This window comes from Stappia sp. (genome assembly GCF_040110915.1).
GTDB lineage: Bacteria > Pseudomonadota > Alphaproteobacteria > Rhizobiales > Stappiaceae > Stappia.
In genome coordinates this window covers 1,386,405-1,411,084 of record NZ_CP157793.1, presented here as the reverse complement: position 1 = coordinate 1,411,084, position 24,680 = coordinate 1,386,405, and the positions used below count along the sequence as shown (strand labels likewise).

Sequence of the window (24,680 nt, the reverse complement as noted above, 5' to 3'; positions counted from 1 at the left end):
CGGTCAGATCGGCAGGTGGCTGGGGCGCTTCCAGCGCACCCACAGCGACACCAGAAGCCGCGAGACGGTGAAGGCGGAAAACACCGTGGTGAAAATCCCGATCGCCAGCGTCACCGCGAAGCCCCGGATCGGGCCGGAGCCGAGCTGGAACAGGATGAGAGCCGCGATCAGCGTCGTGATGTTGGCATCCAGGATGGTGCCGAGCGCGCGCGAGTAACCCGCGTCGATGGCGCTGATCGCCGAGCGTCCGGCGCGCGCCTCCTCGCGGATACGCTCGAAGATCAGCACGTTGGCGTCGACCGCCATGCCGATGGTGAGCACGATGCCGGCGATGCCGGGCAGCGTCAGCGTCGCCTGCAGGAAGGTCAGCGCCCCGAACACCAGCAGGATGTTGGTGAACAGCGCAATGTCCGCGATCACACCGAAGCGGCCGTAGGCGAGCACCATGAAGCCGATGACGAGGGCGGCGGCGATCAGCGAGGCGATGCGCCCGGCATCGACCGAATCCTGCCCCAGCCCCGGGCCGATGGAGCGTTCCTCGACCACCGTGAGCTTGGCCGGCAGCGCGCCGGCACGCAGCAGCACGGCGAGATCGTTGGCCGTCTCGACCGAGAAGTCGCCCGAGATCTGGCCCGACCCGCCGGTGATCGGCTCGCGGATCACCGGTGCCGAGATCACCTCGTTGTCGAGCACGATGGCGAAGGGCCGGCCGACGTTCTGCTGGGTCACGACCGAGAAGGTCCGCGCGCCCGAGGTGTTGAAGCGGAAGGTGACGACCGGCTCGTTGTTCTGCTGGTCGAAGGACACCTGCGCGTCGATCAGGTCCTCGCCCGACAGGAGCGGCGCTTCCTCGAGCAGGTAGGGGAACGGCGGGTCGTCCTGCGAATACATCACCACGCTGCCGACCGGCGGGCGCGACTGCATCGCCTGTTCGGCCGACATGGACTGGTCGACCATGTGGAAGGTGAGCTGCGCGGTCTGGCCGATCAGGTCCTTCAGACGCTCCGGATCGCCCTCGCCCGGCGCCTCGACCAGGATGCGGTCCTCGCCCTGCCGCTGGATCGACGGCTCGGTCGTGCCGAACTCGTCGAGACGCAGGCGGATCACCTCGATGGACTGCTGCACGATGGAGGTCATGCGCTGCGCAAGTCCGCCTTCGGTGTAGGTGAAGCGGATCAGCCCGTCGTCGCTCACCGTCATCTCGAATTCGTCGACCGCCTGTCCGCCGAACAGGTTGTTGACCAGCGGGTTGGTCAGGTCGGACAACCGCTCGCGGGCGTCCTCCAGCCGGTCAAGATCGCGAATGCGCACCTGCGCGCCGGTGCCCTGCACCCCGAGGCCCGTGTAGCCGATGCGCGGGTCGTCGCGCAGCCGCGAGCGGATGTCGCCGACGAGCGTGCGCAGCCGCTTCTGCACGTAGTCCGCCCGGTCCACCTCATAGAGCAGATAGGCTCCGCCCTGCAGGTCGAGCCCGAGGACGAGCTGGTTCTTCGGCATCCAGTCGGGCAAGGCCCGCAGCGTATCGGACGACAGGAAGTTGGGGAGCGTCGACAGCGCCCCCGACAGGATGACGAGGACGATCAGCGTGATCTTCCAGCGTGCGAAGTGAAGCATGGCGTGGCCGTTTCCTGGTGCCCGGCCGGCGTTGGATCACGCCGACCGGAAGGCGGGACGTTCGGGCGTTGAATCAGCCGTTTTCCTTGACCGGCTCGGTCTTGGAGCGCACCTCGGTGATCATGCTGCGCACGACGCGCACCTTCAGACCATCGGCGAGCTCGACCTGCACCTCGCCGTCGTCCACCACCTTGGAGATCTTGCCGATCAGACCGCCGCCGGTCACGACCGTATCGCCGCGGCGCAGGTTGTTGACCATCTCCTGATGCTGTTTCATCCGCTGCCGCTGCGGGCGGATGATCAGGAAGTACATGATCACGAAGATCAGCACGAAGGGCAGGATCGACATCAGCAGGTCGGGTCCGCCGGCGGCCCCGGCACCCTGCGCGTAAGCAGGCGTAATCAGCATGGAACTCTCCTTGGCCGAGAGGGACGGGCGAACGACTTCGCCGCCACCGCCTTGCCCCGTCCGGCGAACTGAACCTCAGGTGGCGCGGACTATACAAGCCAAGTGCGGCTTTGCAAGGCGAACCGAACGGCCGCCAATACCCGGACCGGGGCCTGCCGGACCGCAGCCGAAACGCATCCGCCCCCCTGCCCCGTTTGCCGAACCCCGAAGACATGCTAGGGGACGGGATCGCTTGCGGCACGCGCATCCGCGCCCGGCCCGCCCCCGCCTTCAACCGGACCTTCGATGCCATGACGTCTTCCGCCGATCCGACACGCGACCTCGCCGCGCTGACCGACCGCCTCGACCGCCTCATTTCGCTGATCGAGCGCGCCGTGCCGCCGGCGCCGGCGGCCCCCGATTTCGAGGCGGCGGACGCCTTCGTCTGGCATCCCGAGGGCAAGCGGCTGGAGCCCGTGCCCCGCGTCAACCGGGTCGACCTCGACCTGCTGCAGGGCATCGAGCGGGTCCGCGACCAGCTGGTGGAAAACACGCTGCGCTTCGCGTCGGGACACGCGGCCAACAACGTCCTGCTGTGGGGCGCGCGCGGCATGGGCAAGTCGTCGCTGGTCAAGGCGGCCCACGCCCGCGTCAACGCGACGCTCGAATCGCGCGGCGACGCCGGGCGGCTCAAGCTCGTCGAGATCCACCGCGAGGACATCGACAGCCTGCCGGACCTCATGGCCCTGCTGAAGGCCTCGGCGCACCGCACGCTGATCTTCTGCGACGATCTCAGCTTCGATCACGACGACACCTCCTACAAGTCGCTGAAAGCGGCGCTCGAGGGCGGCATCGAGGGGCGTCCGGAGACGGTGCTCTTCTATGCCACCTCGAACCGCCGCCACCTGCTGCCGCGCGACATGATCGAGAACGAGCGCTCCACGGCGATCAACCCCGGCGAGGCGGTGGAGGAAAAGGTCTCGCTCTCCGACCGCTTCGGTCTGTGGCTCGGCTTCCACAAGTGCAGCCAGGACGACTATCTCGCCATGGTCTTCGCCTATGCGGCGCATTTCGATCTCGCGGTGGATGAGGCGAAGCTGCGCGCCGACGCGCTTGAGTGGGCGACCACTCGGGGCAGCCGGTCGGGACGCGTCGCGTTCCAGTTCATCCAGGATCTCGCCGGCCGCCTCGGCCGCCGCCTCTGACACCGCATGCAGCGGGTGGAGGACGGGCTTTAAGACCTCGTGAATGCCCTTGCGGCAGGATGGGGACATGGAGACCCTTGTCGCGCTCTTGCCCTCGCCGCTTGCGCTCGCCCTTCTCGGCGCGGGCGTCGGCTTCGTTTTGCTGCTGCGTCACGTCGCGCGCGGCGCACCGTCCGCCAGCGGGTCGGCCGGGATCGGCACCGACGCCGACGGCGGCTGCTCGCCCTTCGGCGGGAGCGATACGGGTTCGGACGCGGACGGCGATTGAGGGAAACGCTTTCCACGAGCGCGTCGTTTCAAGGCATGGCTTTGCTTTGACCTGCCTCCCCCCTTCGGCCAGTATGCCGCCGATCATCTCGGCTCGGCCGACACGAGGAGGACTTAATGACCGACCGCATTCCCGGCTTTTCGACGCTTGCCATTCATGCCGGAGCCCAGCCCGACCCGTCGACGGGCGCCCGCGTCACGCCGATCTACCAGACGACCTCCTTCGTGTTCGACGATGTCGATCATGCCGCCTCGCTGTTCGGCCTGCAGGCCTTCGGCAACATCTACACCCGTATCACCAACCCCACGACGGCGGTGCTGGAAGAGCGGGTCGCAGCGCTCGAGGGCGGCACGGCGGCGCTGGCGGTCGCATCGGGCCACTCCGCGCAGCTTCTCACGCTGCACACGCTGATGACGCCGGGCGACAATATCGTCGCGGCGAACAAGCTCTACGGCGGCTCGATCAACCAGTTCAACCACTCGTTCAAAAGCTTCGGCTGGAACGTGAAGTGGGCGGAAGCCACCGATCCGCAGAGCTTCGCCGGCCTCATCGACGACAGAACGCGGGCGATCTTCATCGAAAGCCTCGCCAACCCGGGCGGCGTCGTCACCGACATCGCCGCGATCGCGGAGATCGCCCGGGCGCACAAGATCCCGCTTATCGTCGACAACACCATGGCGACGCCGTATCTGTGCCGGCCGATCGAGCATGGCGCCGACATCGTGCTGCATTCGCTGACCAAATTCATGGGCGGTCACGGCAACTCGATGGGTGGCGTGATCGTCGACGGCGGCACCTACGACTGGTCGGCGACGGAGAACTACCCGCTGCTGTCAAAGCCGCGCCCGGAATATTCCGACATGGTGCTGCACGAGACCTTCGGCAATTTCGCCTTCGCCATCGCCTGCCGGGTGCTCGGCCTGCGCGACCTCGGCCCGGCGATCTCGCCGATGAACGCCTTCCTGCTGCTCACCGGCATCGAGACGCTGCCGCTTCGCATGCAGCGCCACTGCGACAACGCGCAGAAGGTCGCCGAGCATCTGGCCGGGCACGACAAGGTCGCCTGGGTCTCCTACGCCGGCCTGCCGGACGACCCGAACCACGCGCGCCAGCAGAAATACATGCCCAAGGGCGGCGGCGCGGTCTTCACCTTCGGCCTGAAGGGCGGTTTCGACGCGGGCGTCACGCTGGTCTCGTCCTGCGAGATCCTGTCCCACCTCGCCAACATCGGCGACACGCGCTCGCTGATCATCCATCCGGCCTCGACCACCCACAAGCAGCTCACCTCGGAGCAGCGCGCGGCGGCCGGCGCCGGCGACGACGTGGTGCGCCTGTCCATCGGCCTGGAGGACGCGGAAGACATCATCGCGGATCTCGATCAGGCGCTCGCGGCCATCGGCGGCTGACGCCAAAACCGCGACACGAAAATGCAAGAAGGCCGGGCCTGGCGGGGATGAACAGATCTCCGCCGGGCGCGTCCTCCCGGACGTCGCGCCAGCGACGATCCGGGACCGGAGAGGCACGGCCTGTCGAATACGCGGTGCGTGGAAGGCGCCTCTTTTGGCGCCCCGATCCCGGCTTTCCGCTCTGCTCCAGCCGGGAGGACGCCGTAGGGCGAGGCACTTCCTGTCGATGGTATGAGGCCGGCGTGCGTGCGCCGGCCTTTTTCGTTTCAAACGGCGGGCGGGCCGGTCAGGCGGTCACGCGGGCGGGCGCCTCGCCAAAGGGAAAGCGCGCACGCACCCAAAGTTCAGCCGCCACCAGCAGCACCACGACGATGAAGCCCTGGTGCGCCAGCGCCAGCCAGAAGGGCACCTGCCCGAGAAGCGTCGCGATGCCGATCACCATCTGGATCGCCAGCACGCCGACGAAGGCAACACTCGCTCCGACGAGATGACGGGCCCCGGGCGCGCGCATCACCGCGAAGGCGAGCCACAGCGCCACGCCGACCAGAAGATAGGCCATCATGCGGTGCTGGAACTGCACCGTCAGCACGCTTTCGAAGTGGTTGATCCACACCGGCGACATGGTCCACAGGCCGGAGGGGATGAAGGCCCCGTCCATCAAGGGCCACGTGTTGAACGACAGCCCCGCCTTCAGCCCGGCGACGAGGCCGCCGAGGAAGACCTGCAGCAAAAGCAGCCCGAGAACGATTGCCGTGGCCCGCGCGTAGGGGCACGCCGCCGGCGCCGGCGCGCGGTCGGCCGGGAGCACCGCGAGGTAGCGGGCGAGCGCATAGAGATAGGTGAAGATGATGCAGGCGAGCGTGAGATGGGTGGCCAGACGGTACTGGCTGACGTCGATGCGCTCGACCAGTCCCGACGCCACCATCCACCAGCCGATCACGCCCTGCAGCCCGCCGAGCGCGAAGCCGCCGATCAGCCAGGGCAGCAGCCAGGGCTCGACGCGCCCGCGTGCCCAGAACCAGACGAGCGGCACGAAGAAGGCCACCCCGATGATCCGCCCGAGCAGGCGGTGTCCCCATTCCCACCAGTAGATGAACTTGAACTCGTCGAGCGACATGCCCTTGTTGACGATCTGGTACTCCGGGATCTGCCGGTACTTCTCCAGCTCCTCTTCCCACTCGGCGACGGACATCGGCGGGATCACGCCGTGGATCGGCTCCCATTCGGTGATCGAGAGGCCGGAATCGGTCAGCCGGGTGGCGCCGCCGACCACCACCATGGCAAAGACGAGAACGCACACGGCATAGAGCCAGAGACGGATGGCGCGGCGATCGCGGCACACCCGTGCTTCATCGGCGACATCGGGAGAGAGATGGGAAACCGTCGTATCGGTCATGGTCGGAGTGCTGGCCTGCGCAACTGAGTCGGAACCCGGCCCGCCGCCGTTTTGCGAAAGGCCGTCACGTCGGTTATAGGTCCCGCTCCACGATGACAAGCCTTGACGGCCTGCGCCGTCGTGCCACATCTGCGACAAACGGCGCCGGGACGCGCGCCCTCCCCGGTCCCCGCGCCGGGCCCGTCAAACCGGAGACAAGGCCGCCATGCCGCTTCGCCTGAGAAAATTCGTCGGAATGGTCGTCATGGTCGTGTTCGTGATCGTCTACGCCTTCGTGGCCATGGTGATCGGCGACCTGACCATGCAGGATGCGGGAACCGGCCTGCAGATGCTCTATTTCGCGATTGCAGGGCTCGCGTGGACGATCCCCGTCGGGGCGCTGATGTGGTGGATGGACAAGCCCGTGCGCGAGGCCAACCGGCTCAAACGGAAGACCACTGCGGAGTGAGGCGCTGGCGAAGCCAGTGCGCTGCATTGTACAAGGGAAACGGCGCGCCGGTCAGATATTGGGCGACGATATCCCGGTTCTGGAAGTAGCCGTTGAGTGACACCCGCGGGAGCGCCAGCCGCGCGTCGTCCGCGTGCAGCATCCCCGGGCTCGTGGTTACCGCCGCGCGGAACCCGAATTCGCCGACGACTTCGGCGGAATGGCTGTTGACGGCCGCCTCGTAGCCGTACGGATAGGCGAAGACCTCCGGCCGCACGCCCAGCTCCGCCTCCAGCCGCTCCAGCCCTCTGGCGATGTCCTCGCGCATCCCCGTGTCGGTCATCCGCGCAAGCGCGAAATGGTCATGCGTGTGCGCCCCCACGGTGAAGAGAGGATCGCGGCGAAGCTCGCGCAATTCGTCCCAGGTCAGCATCAGCTCGTCCGCCAGAGCGGCAAGGTCGAGCCCGTGGCGCTCCGCCAGCCGTCGCATTTCCAGCCGCTGCGAGGCCTCTCCGAGTTCCCGGGTGAACCAATGCAGCAGATGGATGAAGGCCTGCCGTTTTTCCCGATACGTGCATGCGGGAAGCGTGGTCATCGTGGAGCCGACGGGAACCTCGATCTCCGTTCCCTCGCAGACGATGCGCTCGATTGCTTCCCACCAGATTTCCGACGTGCGGTCGATGAACCCCGATGCCACGAAGATCGTGAAGGGCACCCCGTGCCGCTTCAGCACCGGATAGGCATGGACGAGATTGTCCCGATACCCGTCGTCGAAGGTGAAGGCGGCAAAGCGCCGGTCGCCGGGGTCCTTCCGGTCCAGCCTGTCGAGCGCTTCCGAGAGCGACACGATTTCAAGTCCGGCGGCGCGCACCTGCTGGATGGTGGCCTCCAGGAAGTCCGGCGTGACATGAAGATGATCGTTGGGGCGAAAGCTCGGCCCGGTCGCCCGCGGACCGACGCGATGCAGGGTGAAGATCAGGCCCGCGCCTTGCGTCCACTGCGCCAGGAGCGTTCCGACGCCACTCCAGTGAAGGAGCTTGCATCCGCCCGCGAGCACCTGTCGCCTGATATCCATTCCGTCCTACCCCGAACGCTCGACCCGGCAATCACTGTTAGCGACGATTTCTTTAGAACTCCTTGCTATTCAAGATTGTAACGACGTGCCGAAGGATCGGCCACCGTTTGCAACAAGGGGCCGATCTCATGACGGAAGGACTTGCCAAATCGATGAAGGTGGTTCAGTCCCGCGAGCCCGAAGACCTGGATATATCCGCCATGAGACTGGATGCGATGCTGGAGACAGGCGAATTCACCCTGAAGGCCGCATCCTGTCCGGAGGAGGTTCGCGAGGCCTGGCTGGCACTTCAGGGCGGCGGTCACTGCACGCTTTTCACGAGCTACGAATGGCTGTCGTCCTGGTACCGCTTCGTCGCCCGCGCGCGCGGGATCGAGGCCCTGATCGTGGTCGGCCGGATCGACGAGGAGCCGATCTTCCTGTTGCCGCTGATGATCACCCGGCGCGCCGGAGGGCTGCTCACCGTCGGTCGCTTTCTCGGCGATTGCCACGGCAACCAGAACAGCGGGCTTTGGCGCTGCGACGTGCTGGCCGGCATCAACGGACGGTCGGTGCGCGAGGCGCTCGTTGCACTCGGCCGCAAGCACGGCATCGACCTTTTCGACCTGAAGTACATTCCGGCCACACTCGTGGAGCGTGCGCATCCGCTGGTCGGCGCTTGCGCCATCGAAAGCCTCAATTGCGTGCACACCTTCCCGATCACGGGCGACTTCGACACGGTGTACCGCACCCGCCGCAGCGCCAGCGCGCGCAAGAAGCTGCGGGCCAAGGAGCGCAAGCTCGCCGAGGTGGGACGGGTCGACTTCGTTCAGGCCCGCGACGCGGAGACGGCGCACAGGTTTCTCGATGCGCTGATCGCGCAGCGCAGCGCCCGCGAGGCGACCCAGGGCATCCCCAATGTGTTTCGCTCCGACGATCTTCAGGCCTTCCTGCGCGATCAGCTCGACACGGCGCTCGCCGCCGGCTCCGAGCGCATGATGATCTACGCCCTCACGGTCGACGACCGGATCTGCGCGACCTACCTGTGCGGCCTTCGCTTCGGCCGCTTCCATGCCTACACCAACAGCATCGACGAGGCCTTCGCGACCTTCAGCCCGGGCGACCTCCTGTTGTCGCGCGTGATCGAGGACGCCTGCGTGCGTGGCGCGGAGGTGTTCGACTTCGGGCTGGGCGCGGAACGCTACAAGACCGCCTGGGCGGACAAGGAAACGCTGATGGACGTCGAGATTCCGGTCTCGCTCCTCGGGCTTGGCGCCCGCACCGGCGTGCAGCGAATCCGCCGCACCAAGCGCACGATCCGCAACTCGCCGCTGCTGTGGTCGCTGGTGCGCCGCCTGCGGCGTCTGACGGCGCCGGCCGCCTGATCGCCCAGAGTGTCCGGAGCATCGGCCTCCGGTGTCCATCCATTCGATGAGAAGCCTTGAGGCCGGCCCGCCGGCAACGTCACGTTCCCGCCCTACCCCGTCGACCTATGCCGCCATGTCCGGCGACCGAACCGCCCGCGCATCGTCGGACTTGACGGTCTGCACGAGAACGGGCGCCCCGGTCTGATCCTCCAGCATGCTCAGGGCATCCTCCAGCTCCGGCCCGGCCGGCGATCCGCCGGACGCGACGATCACCTGATCCGCCATGGCCAGGATCTGCGCGCTGATCAGAGAATCGTCGATCAGCCCGAGGTCGAAGAACACCTGATCGTAGGTGTGATCGATGGCGTCCATCAGCATCTCGAAGCGGTCGCTTTGCGCCAGTTCGTCGTCGATGGCGCGCCGGCCCGATTCGATCACATGCGCCCGTGACGCGGCATCGCGATAGATGACCCCGGCGAAGGAGGCCGATCCGTCCAGCAGTTCCGCGAACCCCGCCACGGCCTCGGGATCGCCCAGATCCGGACGAACCTCCAGAAAGAGCGGCATCACGCCCTCTTCGGCCGCATCGCGCACGAGGCGGAAAGTCACTTCCTGGGCGACATCGTCGCTGTCGACGCTGAGCACGGCGACCCGGCGCGGCAAGGGCCCCGGCACGGGAGCCGGTGCTGCCGGGCGTGCGGCCTCGTCGCCCACGCCCGGCGCGGCGGCGTTGGCAGCCCCGGCCGGCACGGCGGCGGCTGGTCCCGCTCCGGTCGCGGCCGCGCCTGCAACGGCGCCGCCGGCCATCGGACCCCAGTCGTAACCGAAACCTGCGGCCGGCACATTGCGCGCGGTGAAGGACGGCCCGGCCGGCACGGCGGACGGCGCCTCGAAACTCGCATGCGAAGCCTCCGCCGGGCGGAACGCCTGTCCGGAAAGAAACGCGCCGAGCACCGCCCACATGCAGCCGAGCAGGAAGATCACGAAGGTGACGATCGCGGTGATCTGGAAGACCTTCGGCGAGAAGGGCTCCAGCGGCACGCTCGCCTTGGAGATCACGCGGGCATCGGCGCCGAGCTGCGGGGCGTTGCGCCGCGTGTCGGCCTCGCGGTAGCGCGTCATCAGTTGATCGAGCTGGGTTGCCTTGACCTGCGCCTCGCGCTCCAGCTCGCGCAGACGGATCTGCTGTTCGTTGGACCGCGCGGCCTGGGTCTTGAGATCCTCCAGCGTCGCGGTGAGCGAGGCGACCCGGTCGCGCTCGATGCTGGCTTCCGTCTCCAGCCCGGCCGCGATCTTCTCCGCCTCGGCGCGAATCTGCCGTTCCAGGTCCGCAAGCTGCGAGCGCTGCGCGCGAATCTGCGGGTGGTTCGGCAACAGCGTGGTCGAAAGCTCCGCGATCCGCGCCTGAAGCTCGACCTGACGCTCGCGCAGGCGCTGGATAAGCTGCGAATTCAGAACATCGTTGGCGCTGTCGAGCGAGGCGCCCGCGCGCAGCTGCTCACGAATGAGATTGGCGCGCGCCTCGGCCTGCGATTGCGCGGCACGCGCATCGGAAAGCTCGGAACTGATCTCCCCGAGCTGCTGCTGGTCGAGGGTCTGATTGTCCGCGCCGAGCAGCAGCCCGGCCTGTGCGCGGAACGCCTCGACCCGCTCCTGCGCCGCCTGAACCTCGGCGCGCAGGGCCTCGATCTGCGGCTCCAGCGCGGTTGCCGCGAAATCCGTCGTCTCGCGCTTCACCGACGACTGCAGGTCGATGTATTCCTCCACCAGCGCGTTGGCGACATCCGCCGACAGTTCCGCGTCCTCGGACACGAATCGCACGGAGATCACCCGCGATCCGTCGACGCGAAAGACGTCAAGCCTCTCGTAGAAGGCCTTGAGGACCCGCTCCTCGCGGGAGTTGCGCCCCGGGTCGCGGCTGAGGCCGAGCGCCACGAGCATGTCGCCGACGAGGCTCGTCGAGCCGGCCTCGAATTCCGGCACGGAGGCGAGGTCGAGGCGTTGCGCCACCCGCCGCAGCAGATCGCGCGACATGAGCAACTCGACCTGCGAGGCGACGCCTTCGGTGTCGAGCAGCGCCCGCTCCTCCTCGACGCCGCGCGCCTCGCCGGGATAGATCGATTCCGAGGTCTGGATCAGAACCTTGGATTCGGCCCGGTACTTGGGGGCGACGAATTGCAGGGCAATCGCCAGCACAATCCCCACGGCGACGCACAGAGGCAGCAGCCAGCGCAACGCCCGATTGAGGGCGCCGAACACGGCAGCAAGGTCGATGTCGACCCGATCATCCGCGGCAGAAGCGTGCGGTTCGCTCATGGGGGCAACTCCCAATTCCAGATGCCGCGATCATGCGGCCAACATGGTAAGCGGACCGTTAACCGTGTTGCCGATTGACTGCGCTGTGCGACATCCCCCGGGATTCACCGCAAGTTAACCACGTTGCGGGAAATACTGGCGCAGTCTCTTCGGGAGTTTCAGATGATTACGCGCCTCGCCGTTGCCTTGTGCCTCGCCCTGACCGTTGCCGCCTGCAGTGGCTACCGCCAGCCGCCGACGGCGTTCCACGACATTCTGACGAAACCCTATCGTCTCGATTCGAGCGATCAGCTGCGCATCATCGTGTTCGGTCAGAACGACCTCAACACCACCTATACGGTCGATCAGGCCGGCTATATCTCCATGCCCCTGATCGGCAGCGTCGCGGCGCGCGGCCTGACCCTGCGCCAGCTCGAGGACGTCATCACAAAGCGCTTGAAAAACGGGTTCTTACGCGATCCCGACGTGTCGGTGGAGGTGGCGACCTACCGCCCGATCTTCGTCATGGGCGAAGTCGCTAACGCCGGCCAGTATCCCTATGTCGCGGGCATGACGGCGCAGAACGCCATCGCCACGGCCGGCGGGTTCTCGCCGCGTGCCAGACAGACCGACGTGGACATCACCCGTCAACTCAACGGCGAGGTGCTGAGCGGCCGCGTGCCGATCACCGACCCGGTGCGTCCCGGCGACACGATTTACGTGCGCGAGCGATTCTTCTGACGCCGTTCCGGATGTGCGGCAAGTCAAGCCGGACACTTGGCAATTAACCGGAGACTCATTCCTCCCTGCTAGCGTTTTCATCGCCTGACCCGACGCCAACAAGTCGGGCGGGCGAATGCGTCGATACAGGGAGTTACCGATGACCGCCGCCCCGCTGCGCATCATCCATATCGTCCGTGCGCCGATTGGCGGGATCTTCCGTCACATCGCCGATCTCGCGCTCGCCCAGACCCGTGCCGGACACAGGGTCGGGGTGATCTGCGACTCGACCACGGGCGGGTCCTTCGAGGAAGAGGCGATCGCCCGGCTGGCGCCGCAGCTGGCCCTCGGCGTGACGCGCTTTCCGATGCGCCGCCAGGTCACCGTCGGCGACGCCAGGGCGGCGCTTTCGCTCTATCGCCATATCCGGGATCTCGATCCGGACGTGCTGCACGGGCATGGCGCCAAGGGCGGCGTGTTCGCGCGTACCATCGGAACGCTTCTGCGGCTGCGCGGGCGCAAGGTCACCCGCATCTATTGCCCGCATGGCGGCAGCCTGCACTACGACCCCGCCCGCCTCGAAGGCAAGATCTACTTCGCGCTGGAGCGCCTGCAACAGCGCTTCACCGACGGGCTGGTCTTCGTCTCCGACTATGAGTATCGGGCCTATGAATCCAAGGTCGCGCGGCCGAAGATCCCGGCCCGCGTCGTCTACAACGGCCTCGCTCCGGAAGAGTTCGCGGCCGTCCCGCAGGACGACGACGCGGCCGACTTCCTGTTCATCGGCATGCTGCGCGATCTCAAGGGGCCGGATCTCTTCATCCGCGCGCTGCGCGATCTCGACGCCGTCTACGGCCTGGCCCCGCGCGCCCATATCGTCGGCGAAGGCGAGGATCGCCCCCGCTACGAGAAAATGGTCCGCGACTACGGCCTTCAGGATCGCGTCACCTTCCTCGGCGCCCTCCCCGCGCGCGAGGCGTTTCGCAAGACGCACTGCGTCGTCGTGCCGTCGCGCGCCGAGGCGATGCCCTACATCGTGCTGGAAACGGTTGCCGCGCAGGTGCCGCTGATCGCGACGCGGGTCGGCGGTATCCCGGAGATCTTCGGGCGCTACGCCCATCACCTGGTCACCCCGAACGACGTCGGCGATCTCGCCTCGGCCATGGCCGCCGCCTTCACCGACCCGGACGCCATGCGCAGGCGGGCGGAGGGGCAGCGCCACTGCCTGTCGGAAACGTTCAACGTCGAGCTGATGAGCGACCGGATCACCTCGCTCTACCAGGACACCCGCGGCGGCAAGCGCAAGTCGCAGGACAGCCGCAAGACGGAGGCCGCCGAGATGACCGCCGGCGCCGTCCTCGTTCACAGCAAAGCGCCGACGCGCACCGGCACAGAATAAGCAGGGAGGACCGGTTTCATGAACACCAACCATTCCGCCCAGCTTCTGAAGGACGCGCTGCCGGCCGACATCACGGACGATGCCGCCGCGACCGCGCCGCCCGACAGCACCCAGGGCGGCGAGACCAAGGGCCTGTCGCCACAGGCATTGCGCGTCGCGCAAAGCCTGAGCAGATCGGTGATCTCCCCGGCGATCCTGTCCGGTGTCGTGCGGATGGTCGATATCGGTCTCGTGCTGGGCATCGGCATCGTGAGCCTTCTGGCCGGTCTCTCCGGCTCCGTCCCCGCCCTGTCGGCCTTGGCGGCGCTGGCGGTCGCCCTGATTCTCTCGCAGGCCTTCCTGCAGGCGGCGGATTGCTACCAGATCCCGGTCATGCGCAGCCCGCTGTCGCAGGCGACGCGTGTCTCCATCGCGTGGACGCTCGTCTTCACGGCGATGATGATGATTTCCTCCTTCGGCGCGCTCATGCCGGGGGTCGACGGTTCCACGCTGCTCGTCTGGTACGCGCTCGGTCTTGCGTTCCTGCTCAGCGCGCGCCTGGTCGCCTCGGTGCTGGTGCGCCGCTGGACCCGCGACGGCCGTCTGGAACGGCGCGCGGTGATCGTCGGCGGCGGACAGGCGGCGGCCGACTTCATTCACGAGATCGAAAGCCAGCCGGACAACGACATCCGCATCTGCGGCCTGTTCGACGACCGCAAGGGCGACCGCTCTCCGGCCGTGGTGGCCGGCTACCCGAAGCTCGGCACCGTCGCCGATCTCGTGGAGTTCGCCCGAATCGCCCGCATCGACATGCTGATCGTCACCATTCCGCTGCGCGCGGAGAAGCGGCTCGCCGACTTCCTGAAGACGCTCTGGGTGCTGCCGGTCGACATCCGCCTGTCGGCCCACACCGACAAGATGCGCTTTCGCGACCGCGCCTCGTCCTTCATCGGCACCGTGCCCTTCGTCGACGTGGTTCAGAAGCCGCTGGCCGACTGGGACGGCATCGCCAAGCGCGGCTTCGACCTGATCTTCGCGACGCTGGCGCTGATCGCGCTGTCGCCGGTGATGCTGGCCACCGCGCTCGCCATCCGGCTGGAGAGCAAGGGCCCCGTGCTGTTTCGCCAGAAACGCTACGGCTTCAACAACGAGGTGATCGAGGTCCTCAAGTTCCGCTCCATGTATCACGAGATGGCGGATCCCGAGGCCAGGCGCGTCGTCACCCGCGACGACCCGCGCGTGACCCGCGTCGGCAAGTTCATCCGGCGCAGTTCGATCGACGAATTGCCCCAGCTCCTCAACGTGTTGCGCGGCGATCTGTCGCTCGTCGGCCCGCGCCCGCATGCGGTGAACGCACATACCAACGAAGAACTCTGGGACAAGGTCGTCGACGGCTATTTCGCCCGCCACAAGGTCAAGCCCGGCGTCACCGGCTGGGCCCAGATCAACGGTTGGCGCGGCGAAGTGGACAAGCCGGAGAAGATCCAGAAGCGGGTCGAATACGATGTCTATTACATCGAGAACTGGTCGATCCTGTTCGATCTGAAGATCCTGGTCCTGACCCCCTTCGCCCTGTTCAAGACGGAGAACGCCTATTGAGCGCGCTCCACCCCGGGCTGTCTCCCGTCGGCGCTCCGGCGCCGGCGTCCGCACGCCCGGGGGTCAGTCTGACGCGGCGCACGCTGATCGCCGGCGCGCTTTGGATCGTCGTCTTTCTCGGCGGCTTCGTGCTGCAGGAACCCGCGCCCTACGAACTCGCCATGGTCGTGGTGCTCGCCACCTGGCTGCTGTCGGGGCCGCGCTTTCCGATCGCGATCGCTCCGCTGATCGCCCTCATCGCGCTCTTCATCGCCGGCGGCCTGCTGGCGACGCTCATGTCGGACGATTTCAGCGAGGCGGTCTTCTACATCGCGATCACCGCGTTCCTCGCGGTCACCGCGATCTTCTACGCCGCGGTGATCGCCTCCGACCCCTCGCTGCTCACCACCGTCTCTCACGCCTATACGATCAGTGCCCTGATCGTCGGCGTCATCGGTATCGCCGGATACTTCGGCCTGCTGCCGGGTGAACTCTTCACGCTCTACGGTCGCGCCAAGGGCACCTTCGAGGACCCCAACGTCTTCGGTCCCTTCCTGGTGCTGCCCTGGGCGCTGGCCCTGCAGGCCGTCCTCACCCGCCCCTTGCGGAACTGCGTCTGGGCGATGGCCGTGCTCGGCGTCCTGAGCTTCGCCATCCTGCTGAGCTTCTCGCGCGCCGCCTGGGGGCTGACCGCCTTCGCAGGTCTCGGCATCTATACGGTGACCTTCGTGTGCACCCGATGCGGCCGCGCGCGCGCCCGCCTTCTCGGATTCGGCGCGCTCGGCCTTCTCGCGCTCATGGGCCTGATCGTGGTTGCCCTGTCGGTGGACGCGATTTCCGGCATGCTGCTGGAGCGGGCGAAGCTGGTGCAGGACTACGACACCGCCCGCCTCGGCCGCTTCGCGCGCTACAGCCTCGGCTTCCAGATGGTGCTCGAGCGTCCGCTCGGGCTCGGCCCGCTGCAGTTCCGCAATTTCTTTCCAGAAGACGAGCACAACACCTATCTAAAGGCGTTCACCACCTATGGCTGGCTCGGAGGCGTCGCCTATCTGACGCTGGTCGGCATGACGCTCGTGAGCCTGTTCCCGCTCATGTTCCAGTCGCGGCCCTGGCAGGGCGTGGCGCAATGCGTCTTCGCGGTGCTGGTCGGCCACATGATCCTGTCGGTGATCATCGACACCGACCGCTGGCGGCATGTGTATCTGCTCTACGGCCTCGCCTGGGGCCTGATCGCGGCGGAGCAGGCCTGGCGACGGCGCACACGCCAGAAGAGACGGGAAAACCCGAGGGAGACCGCGTTTCGCCCGCTTGCGCCGGGCTCGCGAAGCGGCTAGGAAGAGCGGGTTCGCTTCGCGGCCCGGCCGCGCGGACACGTCGGGCAGTAGCGCAGCCTGGTAGCGCACTTCACTGGGGGTGAAGGGGTCGTCGGTTCAAATCCGGCCTGCCCGACCATTTTTCTCTCCGACAGGGTTCGCGTCGTCACAGACCACGCTGTCGGCGGAACCACACTGTCGGCCGAACCACGCTGTCGGCCGAAAACGTCCCCCGCATCTTCCCCAATCCTTTTTGCCGCATCGCGAAGATTGCCCTCTCCCCTGCCGGAGCCGTCGCCGGGTCGCATCTTGTCGGATGGACGGTTGGCGACGACCGGCCCCTCGCCGGTCGCGCGTCGCTCGGCTACAGGAATCGCCGCCGAAATGCCGGGCGCACCCCGAGCCACGCGACCGCATGCGTCCCCCGACTTTGGCGACCAGCATCCGGCAGCCAGCACATGTGCCGAGCTGACCCGACGCGCGTAGAGTGCGGGATGCGTGTATCGATATACGCCGTAAAACGGTTGCGCATGCGCGCGGGGCCTGCAGCGCATAAGCGCCGGACCACGGACAGTGATCGGCTGCCGCTAGCGCGCCTGATCGAGAATGCGCTTGCACTCCAGAAGCTCGAAGAGCGTGGCCTGCAGGCGGCGGATGTCGTCCTTCGACAGGTTGCCCTGCGGCGGCGGATCCGCCCGCTCCCCGAGCAGGCGTTCCATCAGCCGCAACCCCACCCGGGCCTGGGCCGCGTCGCCGGCATCCTCATGATCCGGCAGGATGCCGCGCGGAAGAGGCTCGTCCGGCGGCGCCGAGATCGTCGGCGTGTGGCGCTCCGGAACGCGGGCGGGCACGGTCCCGGCATGCCCGGAGGCTGCGCGCGCCGCCGGCTGCGCCTCTGCTGCCGACACAGACGCCGACGCCGCGTCGGCGCGCGACCGGCCATCCTGTGCGGGCGCCTCGGCCCGCTGCGGGGCGGCAGCGCCCACGGGGGCCGCGTCGCCGGTCGCCGCCTGGGCCGCGAGTGCGGCAAGCGGCAGACCGTCTTCACGCCAGACCTGCATGACGAAGCGCGCGCCCTGCTCCTTCAGGATGCGTTGCGCGCCCTTGATCGTGTAGCCCTCGTCATAGAGAAGATGGCGAATGCCGCGCAGGAGGTCGATGTCCTCGGGACGGTAATACCGCCGTCCGCCGCCGCGCTTCAGCGGCTTGATCTGGGAAAACCGGGTTTCCCAGAAGCGCAGGACATGCTGCGGCAGATCCAGCAGCTCCGCGACCTCGCTGATCGTGCGAAAGGCGTCTGGACTCTTGTCGTTCGACACAGGATTACCGGCTGTCGCTCACGGCGGGCATCAATCGTCGCCGCCGCCGTTTCCAATGAGATTGTCGTTGATCTTCTTTTTCAGCACGTTGGACGGTTTGAACACCATCACGCGGCGCGGCAGGATCGGCACTTCCTCGCCGGTCTTCGGGTTTCGGCCGATGCGCTGCCCCTTCGATCGGACCACGAAGGACCCGAAGGAGGACAGCTTCACCGACTCGCCTTCGACGAGGCAATCGGAGATTTCGGAGAGCACCTTCTCGACCAGCTCAGACGATTCAGACCGTGAAAGCCCGACCTTCTGGTATACAGCTTCGCACAAGTCAGCCCGTGTTATCGTCTTGCCGCCCATGGCCCCTCCTTGGTCGAGGCGCTGCCCCAACGGAATGCCGGAAGATCCTTTGTGTGGCGCAAGCGTATTTCCTTGTGTCGCACCGGTCAACCGCGCGGCGGGGTTCATACGCAAAAACCCCCGCCATTCAATCTCTTGTCCGCTTCACCAGCGAAGCAGCGATGCGCCCCAGGTGAAGCCGCCGCCCATGGCCTCCAGCATGATCAGATCGCCCCGCTGGACCCGGCCGTCGCGCACCGCCGCATCCAGCGCCAGCGGGATGGAGGCCGCCGAGGTGTTGCCCTGGTCCTCGAGCGTCACGACAACCTTCGCGGGATCGATGCCGAGCTTCTTCGCGCTGGCGTCGATGATCCGCCGGTTGGCCTGATGCGGGATGAACCAGTCGAGGCTGTCGGCGTCCGTGCCGGTCGCCGCGAAGGCATCCTCCACCACATCGGTGATCATCGACACGGCATGGCGGAACACCTCGCGCCCCTGCATGCGCAGATGGCCGACGGTCTGTGTCGAGGACGGCCCGCCGTCCACGTAGAGCTTGTCCTTGTGGGCGCCGTCGGAGCGCAGATGCGAGGTGAGGATACCGCGGTCCGCCGGCGTGCCGTCTCCCTCCGCCGCTTCCAGCACCAGCGCGCCGGCGCCATCGCCGAACAGCACGCAGGTCGTGCGGTCGTTCCAGTCGAGAATGCGGGAGAAGGTTTCCGCGCCGATCACCAGCGCGCGCCGGGCCATGCCGGTGCGCAGATAGGCATCGGCGGTGGTCAGCGCATAGACGAAGCCCGAACACACCGCGTGAACGTCGAAGGCGAAGCCGGAGGTGAGGCCCAGCTTGTTCTGCACGGTCACGGCGGAGGCGGGAAACGTGTGGTCCGGGGTCGCGGTCGCCAGCACGATCAGGTCGATGTCGGCGGGCTCCAGCTTCGCGGCCTCAAGCGCGCGACGGGCCGCATGCACCGCGAGGTCCGAGGTCACCTCGCCTTCGGCGGCAATGTGCCGGGCCCGGATGCCGGTCCGCTGAACGATCCATTCGTCGGAGGTGTCGACCAGGTCTGCCAGGTCGGAGTTGGTCAGTCTGCGCTCGGGAAGATAGCTTCCCGTGCCCAGGACGATGGAACGCTTCACGGTCACTGATCACCTTCCAGTCCGTCCCGCGTCCCGAAGCGGCCGCGGTGGTAATGCATGAAATCCTGCCCGATCTTGTGCATCAGATCGTTGCGGGCCATGTCGTAAGCGAGTTCCACGGCCGATGCAAAACCTTCCGCGTCGGTGCCGCCATGGCTCTTGATGACGATGCCGTTCAGGCCGAGGAAGACGCCGCCGTTCACCTTGCGCGGGTCCATCTTCTCGCGCAGCCGGTCGAAGGCGTCGCGGGCCAGCAGGTAGCCGAGGCGCGCGCGCCAGGTTCGGTTCATCGCCGCGCGCAGATAGCCGCCGATCTGCTTGGCCGTGCCTTCCGCCGTCTTGAGCGCGATGTTGCCGGCGAAGCCTTCGGTGACGACCACGTCAACCGTCCCCTTGCCCAGGTCGTCGCCCTCCACGAAGCCGGCGTAGTCGAGCGACTTGAGGTTCGCCTCGCGCAGCAGACGGCCGGCGGTGCGCACCTCCTCCAGGCCCTTCACCTCCTCCACGCCGATGTTGAGCAGGCCGACGGTGGGGCGTTCGATGGAAAACAGCACGCGCGCCATCGCCCCGCCGAGCAGCGCGAAGTCGATGAGTTGCTGGGCATCCGCGCCGATGGTCGCGCCGACGTCCAGCACGATGGATTCGCCGCGCGCCGTCGGCCAGATCGCGGCGATCGCCGGGCGTTCGATGTTGGCCATGGTGCGCAGGCAGAACTTCGACATGGCCATCAGCGCGCCGGTGTTTCCGGCCGAGACCGCCACATCGGCCGTGTCGCTCTTCACCGCCTCGATGGCCCGCCACATGCTGGACTTCCACCGGCCCTGGCGCAGCGCCTGGCTCGGCTTGGTGTCCATGGCCACCGCCACCTCGCAGTGGAACACCTCGGATGCATCGCGCAGACGCGGATGGGCGTCCAGGAGCGGGCGAAGACGCTGCTCGTTGCCATAGAGGGAAAACGCGATGTCGGGCCGCCGCTCGAGAGCCAGCGCAGCCCCGGGAACGACCACTTCCGGCCCGGAATCCCCGCCCATCGCATCGAGAGAAATTCTGATCTTGTCTGCCATTGTCCGCGTCTTTGAGGCCGTCAAAATCGTGTCGGCGCCGGAAAAACCTCCGGTGAAGCGGACGGTCCGCGCCGCGCCCCGGCCGCAGGGCCGCTCCGTCGCCCAGGTGCCTGGCGGGCGCCCGTGAAACGCGACAGGACCATACTCGTTTGTCGCGCCGAAACAACCCTTTCTCCGGCCCGCCCCGGCTGTTGCCCGGCGAACGCGACGTGCGGGCGGCTCACGCACCGTCCTCGCGCTTGCGCAGTTCGGCCAGCACGGCGAAGGGCGAGCGGTCCCCCGTCCGCGCGCCGGCCTCGGCGTCGGCGTCCGCCTCCGGATCGGCCCGGTGCTCGGGCGGCACCTCGGCTCCGGGCGCGCGCGGGAACGGATCCAGCGCCAGCGCGAACTGTTCGCACAGGATCGCGCCGAGATCGATGTCGCGTCCCTCCAGCGGGTCCGCCGGGTCGTCGCCGAGGGCGTCCACCTCGATCTCCGCGTCCTCGGCCGTGGACTCTGCCCCGGGATCGAAGCGGCGCTCGAAGCGTTCGTCGATGGTCTGGGCGACCGGCTCCAGCGTCACCACGCAGGGCTGGATCGCCGTGGCGGTCAGATGCCCCTGCACCGCCACCCCGTCCTTGCGATAGGGCCGGATCTCGAAGGTGCAGGCGAGATCGCGCAGATCGGCGAGATCATAGGCGGCGATCATCCGCGCGATCGCATCGGCGTCGGGGCGCAGCGTCACGCGTTCGGTCCGGTTGCCGAGACGCGAAACGTCGAACGGGTGCGCCACGGGAAAGGAAGCAGGCGTCATGGAGGGCTCATCCGTCATTCGGTCGAGGACACGGGATCGGGCCAGTCGATCGCGCCGGTCATGAGGTCTTCGGGGGTTTGGGCGCGCAGCCGCGCGTCGGCCAGGCGGATATAGGCGGCGATTCGTCCCGCCAGCACGGGCTCGGACGTTTCGGCGAAGACGTTGCGGTCGACGGCCGCGCCGAGCTCGGCCTCGTCTTCGGCGCGCAGGCCCTCGGAATAGGAAGCGGCGCGACCGTAGAAGGCCTCGGCCATCTTCTTGACCTTCTTCGGCACCGACAGATCGCCCACACCCATCTCGCGCAGCGAGGAATCCATGTCCTGGAAGAACAGGTCGAACAGCTCCTGCGAGAAGTCCGAAGCCGGATCGGGCGCGCCGCGCAGCCGGTCGATCACGAGGATCATGTGCAGCATGATCATCTCGAACCGGCCGTCGACCGTGTCGGGCACTTTCAGCTCGGCATAGAAGCCCGGCTGCCGCGCCTGCGCCACGATCTGCGTGTACGCAGCAATCACTTCGGGGCGCGTGCGCCGCTTGAACAGATCGAATACCATAAGTCGCCTCGCTGGGGCCGCGATGGGCCCTCGATGGGGCCAAGGTTGCCAAGTGCCCTAACGCAGGTTAGGGACTTTGCCAAGGTCGCGCGAAAATACGCTCGCGCGAGAAAACGGTCGCGCGGGGGACGGGATCGCGCGGGCTGCCCGCGCGGAAGGGTCCCGGGTCACCCGCGCGGTTGGGTCCTATGTCGGTCGCCCAATGTGAGAAAGCAACAGGACAGGCTTCGATGACGAACTGGTTTCGCGGTGCACTCTTGGTCGGCGTCCTGGCGCTGCCGCTCGGCGGTTGCTTCACGACCACGCTCAATCACGGGCATGTCATTCCCACCGAACGGGTGCGCGACATCCAGGTCGGGTCGTCGCGCGAGCAGGTGGAGCTGCTGCTCGGCTCGCCCTCGACCACCTCGCGGCTGAGCGGCGACGCCTATTATTACATCTCCCAGACCAAGGAGACGACGGCCTTCTTCGCGCCCGAGATCGTCGAGCAGCGGGTCGTTGCGATCTATTTCGACGAGGACGGCTTCGTCCGCGACACCGGCTACTACAGCCTGGAAGACGGCAAGGTCATCGATATCCTGACCCGCAAGACGCGCACCGGCGGCTCGGACTACGGCTTCCTGACGCAGATTCTGCGCGGCGCGCAGAACCCGAGCCTCGGTCTCTAGGCACCCCGCGCAGAGGGGACGGGGCTCCCACCCCTTCCCCTTGCGCCCTCCCCCACGACCGGCGTCTCGCGGTCGTCATATTGCCGTCGCCTCGTGCGGATCGCGCGCCGGCCCGCACCGCGGTCCCGCGAAACGAAAAACGCCCGCCGCATGCGCGACGGGCGTTTTTTTTCGCATTCGTCAACCCGGTCAGCATCGCAAGGGCCTGACCGGGTGGCCGGTCACCCGTGGGCAAGCACCGCGAGCAGCAGCAGCGCCATGATGTTGGTGATCTTGATCATCGGGTTCACCGCCGGGCCGGCCGTGTCCTTGTAAGGATCGCCGACCGTGTCGCCGGTGACGGAGGCCTTGTGCGCTTCCGAGCCCTTTTCGTGGCGCACGCCGTCCTTGTCGAGGAACCCGTCCTCGAAAGACTTCTTGGCGTTGTCCCAGGCGCCGCCGCCGGCCGTCATCGACACGGCGACGAACAGCCCCGTGACGATCACCCCGAGCAGCATCGCGCCGAGTGCCGCGAAGCCCTCCGACTTGCCGGCGATTGCCGTGATCACGAAGAAGATCACGATCGGCGACAAGACCGGCATCAGCGACGGCACGATCATCTCGCGGATCGCCGCCTTCGTCAGCATGTCGACGGCACGGCCATAGTCCGGTTTCTCCGTGCCCTGCATGATGCCGGGCTTCTCGCGGAACTGCCGGCGCACCTCCTCCACGACAGACCCGGCCGCGCGTCCGACCGCCGTCATCGAGATGCCGCCGAAGAGATAGGGCAGCAACCCGCCGAACAGCAGCCCGACGACGACATACGGATTGGACAGCGAGAAGTCGACGCTCACGCCCTCGAAATAGGATCCCGGCGCCGCATTGGCCGCGAAATACTTGAGATCCTCCGTGTAGGCGGCGAAGAGCACCAGCGCGCCCAGCCCGGCGGAGCCGATGGCATAGCCCTTGGTGACCGCCTTGGTGGTGTTGCCGACGGCATCGAGCGCGTCGGTCGTCACCCGCACCTCGGCCGGAAGACCCGCCATTTCGGCGATGCCGCCGGCGTTGTCGGTCACCGGGCCGAAGGCGTCGAGCGCGACGACCATGCCCGCGAGCGCCAGCATCGTCGTCACCGCGATGGCGATGCCGAACAGGCCGGCCAGATTGAAGGTCGCCAGGATGCCGGCGATGATGATGATCGCGGGAAGCGCGGTGGCCTCCAGCGAGATCGCCAGCCCCTGGATGACATTGGTGCCATGGCCGGTCACCGAGGCCTGGGCGATGGAGCGCACCGGGCGGTATTCGGTGCCGGTGTAATATTCCGTGACCCAGATGATGAGACCGGTGACGATGAGCCCGATCACGCCGCAATAGAAGAGATGCCGGCCGGTGAAGGTGGTGCCGCCGCTGGTTGTGTACTCGGTAGAGAAGCCGAGCCAGAAGAAGGCGATGGCGAACAGCGCCACGGCCGAGAGTACGGCGGTCGCGATGAAGCCCTTGTAGAGGGCGCCCATGATCGAGTTGTTGGAGCCGAGCTTCACGAAGAAGGTGCCGATGATCGAGGTGACCACGCAGGCCCCGCCGATCACCAGCGGCAGCAGCATCAGTTCGAGCGCCGCGGCGCCCGTGAAGAAGATCGAGGCGAGCACCATGGTCGCCACGACCGTCACCGCATAGGTCTCGAACAGGTCCGCCGCCATGCCGGCGCAGTCGCCGACGTTGTCGCCCACGTTGTCGGCGATGGTCGCGGGGTTGCGGGGGTCGTCCTCGGGAATGCCCGCCTCGACCTTGCCGACGAGATCGCCGCCGACGTCCGCGCCCTTGGTGAAAATGCCGCCGCCCAGACGGGCGAAGATCGAGATCAGCGAGGCACCGAAGCCGAGCGCCACCAGCGCGTCGATCACCGTGCGGCTTTGCGGCGCGAAGCCGAGGCTCTGCGTCAGGATCGCGTAGTAGACGGCCACGCCGAGCAGAGCGAGACCCGCCACCAGAAGGCCTGTCACGGCACCCGACTTGAAAGCGATTTCCAGTCCCGAGGCGAGCGAGTTGGCCGCCGCCTGCGCCGTGCGCACGTTGGCACGCACCGAGACCAGCATGCCGATGTAGCCGGCCGCCGCGGACAGCACCGCGCCGATGGCGAAGCCAATGGCAACCAGAAGCCCGAGAAGCCAGGCGACGATGGCGAAGATGACGACGCCGACCAGCGCGATCGTCGTGTACTGTCGGTTGAGGTAGGCCTGTGCGCCTTCCTGGATGGCGCCCGCGATTTCCTGCATGCGTTCATTGCCGGCGTCCGACGCCATGACCGACTGGATCGCCCAGATGCCATAAGCGACGGACAGGAGCCCGCATACGATGACGATGGTGAGTTCGAGCATTCTTCCCCCCGTTGAAGGACGCGAGATGGGCCTGTGATTGTTCTTCTTT

Annotated in this window: 22 protein-coding genes and 1 tRNA gene; 11 read left to right on the top strand and 12 right to left on the bottom strand. The window is 67.2% G+C overall.

Features of this window, described 5'->3' with window-relative positions; translation table 11 throughout:
* Nucleotides 1-3 precede the first annotated feature (3 nt).
* Nucleotides 4-1,614 carry a protein translocase subunit SecD gene (gene secD / locus ABL312_RS06140; protein ID WP_349360494.1) on the bottom strand — a complete coding sequence of 537 codons (1,611 nt, stop codon included), beginning with the start codon at nt 1,612-1,614 and terminating at the stop codon, nt 4-6.
* Nucleotides 1,615-1,687: 73 nt separating this feature from the next.
* Entirely contained in the window at nt 1,688-2,023 is a 336-nt protein-coding gene (gene yajC, locus ABL312_RS06135) for a preprotein translocase subunit YajC (protein ID WP_349360493.1), read from the bottom strand.
* 290 nt (nt 2,024-2,313) lie between these two features.
* Between yajC and ABL312_RS06130 the strand changes: the two genes are divergently transcribed.
* From ABL312_RS06130 to ABL312_RS06120, 3 genes are all read left to right on the top strand, one after another.
* Nucleotides 2,314-3,207 (top strand): ATP-binding protein, encoded by an 894-nt coding sequence (locus ABL312_RS06130; RefSeq protein WP_349361353.1) that lies wholly within the window; start codon nt 2,314-2,316, stop codon nt 3,205-3,207.
* A gap of 67 nt (nt 3,208-3,274) precedes the next feature.
* Nucleotides 3,275-3,475: a hypothetical protein gene (locus tag ABL312_RS06125; protein WP_349360492.1), complete on the top strand. Its 201-nt coding sequence runs from the start codon at nt 3,275-3,277 to the stop codon at nt 3,473-3,475.
* Between the two features lie 116 nt (nt 3,476-3,591).
* Nucleotides 3,592-4,881, top strand: a complete 1,290-nt coding sequence (locus tag ABL312_RS06120) for an O-acetylhomoserine aminocarboxypropyltransferase (protein ID WP_349360491.1) — start codon at nt 3,592-3,594, stop codon at nt 4,879-4,881.
* Nucleotides 4,882-5,167: 286 nt separating this feature from the next.
* Here the strand turns inward: ABL312_RS06120 and ABL312_RS06115 are convergent, their stop codons facing one another.
* Nucleotides 5,168-6,277 (bottom strand): COX15/CtaA family protein, encoded by a 1,110-nt coding sequence (locus tag ABL312_RS06115; protein WP_349360490.1) that lies wholly within the window; start codon nt 6,275-6,277, stop codon nt 5,168-5,170.
* Between the two features lie 205 nt (nt 6,278-6,482).
* Between ABL312_RS06115 and ABL312_RS06110 the strand changes: the two genes are divergently transcribed.
* Entirely contained in the window at nt 6,483-6,725 is a 243-nt protein-coding gene (locus ABL312_RS06110; protein WP_349360489.1) for a DUF2842 domain-containing protein, read from the top strand.
* On the opposite strand, the gene ABL312_RS06105 is transcribed toward ABL312_RS06110, so the two are convergent.
* On the bottom strand, nt 6,700-7,779 hold the full coding sequence (locus tag ABL312_RS06105; protein WP_349360488.1) for a polysaccharide deacetylase family protein: 1,080 nt from the start codon (nt 7,777-7,779) through the stop codon (nt 6,700-6,702). The genes ABL312_RS06110 and ABL312_RS06105 overlap by 26 nt on opposite strands.
* Nucleotides 7,780-7,979: 200 nt before the next feature.
* Between ABL312_RS06105 and ABL312_RS06100 the strand changes: the two genes are divergently transcribed.
* The gene (locus ABL312_RS06100; protein WP_349360487.1) at nt 7,980-9,143 is read left to right on the top strand and encodes a GNAT family N-acetyltransferase; all 1,164 of its coding nucleotides are present in this window, start codon (nt 7,980-7,982) and stop codon (nt 9,141-9,143) included.
* Nucleotides 9,144-9,248: 105 nt separating this feature from the next.
* Here ABL312_RS06100 and ABL312_RS06095 read toward each other — a convergent pair whose 3' ends face one another.
* Entirely contained in the window at nt 9,249-11,441 is a 2,193-nt protein-coding gene (locus ABL312_RS06095; protein ID WP_349360486.1) for an exopolysaccharide transport family protein, read from the bottom strand.
* A 162-nt stretch (nt 11,442-11,603) separates the two neighbouring features.
* Here ABL312_RS06095 and ABL312_RS06090 point away from each other — a divergent pair, with 162 nt between their 5' ends.
* The 5 genes from ABL312_RS06090 (at nt 11,604) to ABL312_RS06070 (ending at nt 16,548) form a co-directional block, all read left to right on the top strand.
* Nucleotides 11,604-12,161, top strand: coding sequence for a polysaccharide biosynthesis/export family protein (locus ABL312_RS06090; RefSeq protein ID WP_349360485.1), 558 nt, complete (start codon nt 11,604-11,606; stop codon nt 12,159-12,161).
* A gap of 139 nt (nt 12,162-12,300) precedes the next feature.
* Nucleotides 12,301-13,539: a glycosyltransferase family 4 protein gene (locus ABL312_RS06085; RefSeq protein WP_349360484.1), complete on the top strand. Its 1,239-nt coding sequence runs from the start codon at nt 12,301-12,303 to the stop codon at nt 13,537-13,539.
* An 18-nt stretch (nt 13,540-13,557) separates the two neighbouring features.
* The gene (locus ABL312_RS06080; RefSeq protein ID WP_349360483.1) at nt 13,558-15,117 is read left to right on the top strand and encodes an undecaprenyl-phosphate glucose phosphotransferase; all 1,560 of its coding nucleotides are present in this window, start codon (nt 13,558-13,560) and stop codon (nt 15,115-15,117) included.
* A complete protein-coding gene (locus tag ABL312_RS06075) occupies nt 15,114-16,430 on the top strand; it encodes an O-antigen ligase family protein (RefSeq protein ID WP_349360482.1) in 1,317 nt (438 codons plus the stop codon). The genes ABL312_RS06080 and ABL312_RS06075 overlap by 4 nt, the downstream gene beginning before the upstream one ends.
* Nucleotides 16,431-16,471: 41 nt before the next feature.
* Nucleotides 16,472-16,548 (top strand) — tRNA-Pro (locus tag ABL312_RS06070).
* Nucleotides 16,549-16,996: 448 nt separating this feature from the next.
* Here ABL312_RS06070 and ABL312_RS06065 read toward each other — a convergent pair.
* The 6 genes from ABL312_RS06065 to ABL312_RS06040 form a co-directional block, all read right to left on the bottom strand.
* On the bottom strand, nt 16,997-17,728 hold the full coding sequence (locus tag ABL312_RS06065) for a MerR family transcriptional regulator (RefSeq protein ID WP_349360481.1): 732 nt from the start codon (nt 17,726-17,728) through the stop codon (nt 16,997-16,999).
* 30 nt (nt 17,729-17,758) lie between these two features.
* Nucleotides 17,759-18,079, bottom strand: coding sequence for an integration host factor subunit alpha (locus ABL312_RS06060; RefSeq protein ID WP_349360480.1), 321 nt, complete (start codon nt 18,077-18,079; stop codon nt 17,759-17,761).
* 144 nt (nt 18,080-18,223) lie between these two features.
* Entirely contained in the window at nt 18,224-19,201 is a 978-nt protein-coding gene (locus ABL312_RS06055; RefSeq protein ID WP_349360479.1) for a beta-ketoacyl-ACP synthase III, read from the bottom strand.
* Nucleotides 19,198-20,259, bottom strand: coding sequence for a phosphate acyltransferase PlsX (gene plsX, locus ABL312_RS06050; RefSeq protein ID WP_349360478.1), 1,062 nt, complete (start codon nt 20,257-20,259; stop codon nt 19,198-19,200). Before plsX ends, ABL312_RS06055 begins: the two co-directional genes overlap by 4 nt.
* Nucleotides 20,260-20,479: 220 nt before the next feature.
* On the bottom strand, nt 20,480-21,052 hold the full coding sequence (locus ABL312_RS06045) for a DUF177 domain-containing protein (RefSeq protein WP_349360477.1): 573 nt from the start codon (nt 21,050-21,052) through the stop codon (nt 20,480-20,482).
* Between the two features lie 14 nt (nt 21,053-21,066).
* On the bottom strand, nt 21,067-21,606 hold the full coding sequence (locus ABL312_RS06040) for a ubiquinol-cytochrome C chaperone family protein (RefSeq protein WP_349360476.1): 540 nt from the start codon (nt 21,604-21,606) through the stop codon (nt 21,067-21,069).
* Nucleotides 21,607-21,836: 230 nt separating this feature from the next.
* On the opposite strand from ABL312_RS06040, the gene ABL312_RS06035 reads away from it, so the two are divergent.
* Nucleotides 21,837-22,274, top strand: a complete 438-nt coding sequence (locus ABL312_RS06035; RefSeq protein ID WP_349360475.1) for an outer membrane protein assembly factor BamE — start codon at nt 21,837-21,839, stop codon at nt 22,272-22,274.
* 221 nt (nt 22,275-22,495) lie between these two features.
* On the opposite strand, the gene ABL312_RS06030 is transcribed toward ABL312_RS06035, so the two are convergent.
* On the bottom strand, nt 22,496-24,631 hold the full coding sequence (locus ABL312_RS06030; protein ID WP_349360473.1) for a sodium-translocating pyrophosphatase: 2,136 nt from the start codon (nt 24,629-24,631) through the stop codon (nt 22,496-22,498).
* Nucleotides 24,632-24,680: the final 49 nt, after the last annotated feature.

Excerpts from the sequence above, each read along its gene's own strand:
- secD (WP_349360494.1), bottom strand. The coding sequence starts at position 1,614 with ATGCTTCACTTCGCACGCTGGAAGATCACGCTGATCGTCCTCGTCATC.
- yajC (WP_349360493.1), bottom strand. The coding sequence starts at position 2,023 with ATGCTGATTACGCCTGCTTACGCGCAGGGTGCCGGGGCCGCCGGCGGA.
- ABL312_RS06130 (WP_349361353.1), top strand. The coding sequence starts at position 2,314 with ATGACGTCTTCCGCCGATCCGACACGCGACCTCGCCGCGCTGACCGAC.
- ABL312_RS06125 (WP_349360492.1), top strand. The coding sequence starts at position 3,275 with ATGGAGACCCTTGTCGCGCTCTTGCCCTCGCCGCTTGCGCTCGCCCTT.
- ABL312_RS06120 (WP_349360491.1), top strand. The coding sequence starts at position 3,592 with ATGACCGACCGCATTCCCGGCTTTTCGACGCTTGCCATTCATGCCGGA.
- ABL312_RS06115 (WP_349360490.1), bottom strand. The coding sequence starts at position 6,277 with ATGACCGATACGACGGTTTCCCATCTCTCTCCCGATGTCGCCGATGAA.
- ABL312_RS06110 (WP_349360489.1), top strand. The coding sequence starts at position 6,483 with ATGCCGCTTCGCCTGAGAAAATTCGTCGGAATGGTCGTCATGGTCGTG.
- ABL312_RS06105 (WP_349360488.1), bottom strand. The coding sequence starts at position 7,779 with ATGGATATCAGGCGACAGGTGCTCGCGGGCGGATGCAAGCTCCTTCAC.
- ABL312_RS06100 (WP_349360487.1), top strand. The coding sequence starts at position 7,980 with ATGAGACTGGATGCGATGCTGGAGACAGGCGAATTCACCCTGAAGGCC.
- ABL312_RS06095 (WP_349360486.1), bottom strand. The coding sequence starts at position 11,441 with ATGAGCGAACCGCACGCTTCTGCCGCGGATGATCGGGTCGACATCGAC.
- ABL312_RS06090 (WP_349360485.1), top strand. The coding sequence starts at position 11,604 with ATGATTACGCGCCTCGCCGTTGCCTTGTGCCTCGCCCTGACCGTTGCC.
- ABL312_RS06085 (WP_349360484.1), top strand. The coding sequence starts at position 12,301 with ATGACCGCCGCCCCGCTGCGCATCATCCATATCGTCCGTGCGCCGATT.
- ABL312_RS06080 (WP_349360483.1), top strand. The coding sequence starts at position 13,558 with ATGAACACCAACCATTCCGCCCAGCTTCTGAAGGACGCGCTGCCGGCC.
- ABL312_RS06060 (WP_349360480.1), bottom strand. The coding sequence starts at position 18,079 with ATGGGCGGCAAGACGATAACACGGGCTGACTTGTGCGAAGCTGTATAC.
- plsX (WP_349360478.1), bottom strand. The coding sequence starts at position 20,259 with ATGGCAGACAAGATCAGAATTTCTCTCGATGCGATGGGCGGGGATTCC.
- ABL312_RS06045 (WP_349360477.1), bottom strand. The coding sequence starts at position 21,052 with ATGACGCCTGCTTCCTTTCCCGTGGCGCACCCGTTCGACGTTTCGCGT.
- ABL312_RS06040 (WP_349360476.1), bottom strand. The coding sequence starts at position 21,606 with ATGGTATTCGATCTGTTCAAGCGGCGCACGCGCCCCGAAGTGATTGCT.
- ABL312_RS06035 (WP_349360475.1), top strand. The coding sequence starts at position 21,837 with ATGACGAACTGGTTTCGCGGTGCACTCTTGGTCGGCGTCCTGGCGCTG.
- ABL312_RS06030 (WP_349360473.1), bottom strand. The coding sequence starts at position 24,631 with ATGCTCGAACTCACCATCGTCATCGTATGCGGGCTCCTGTCCGTCGCT.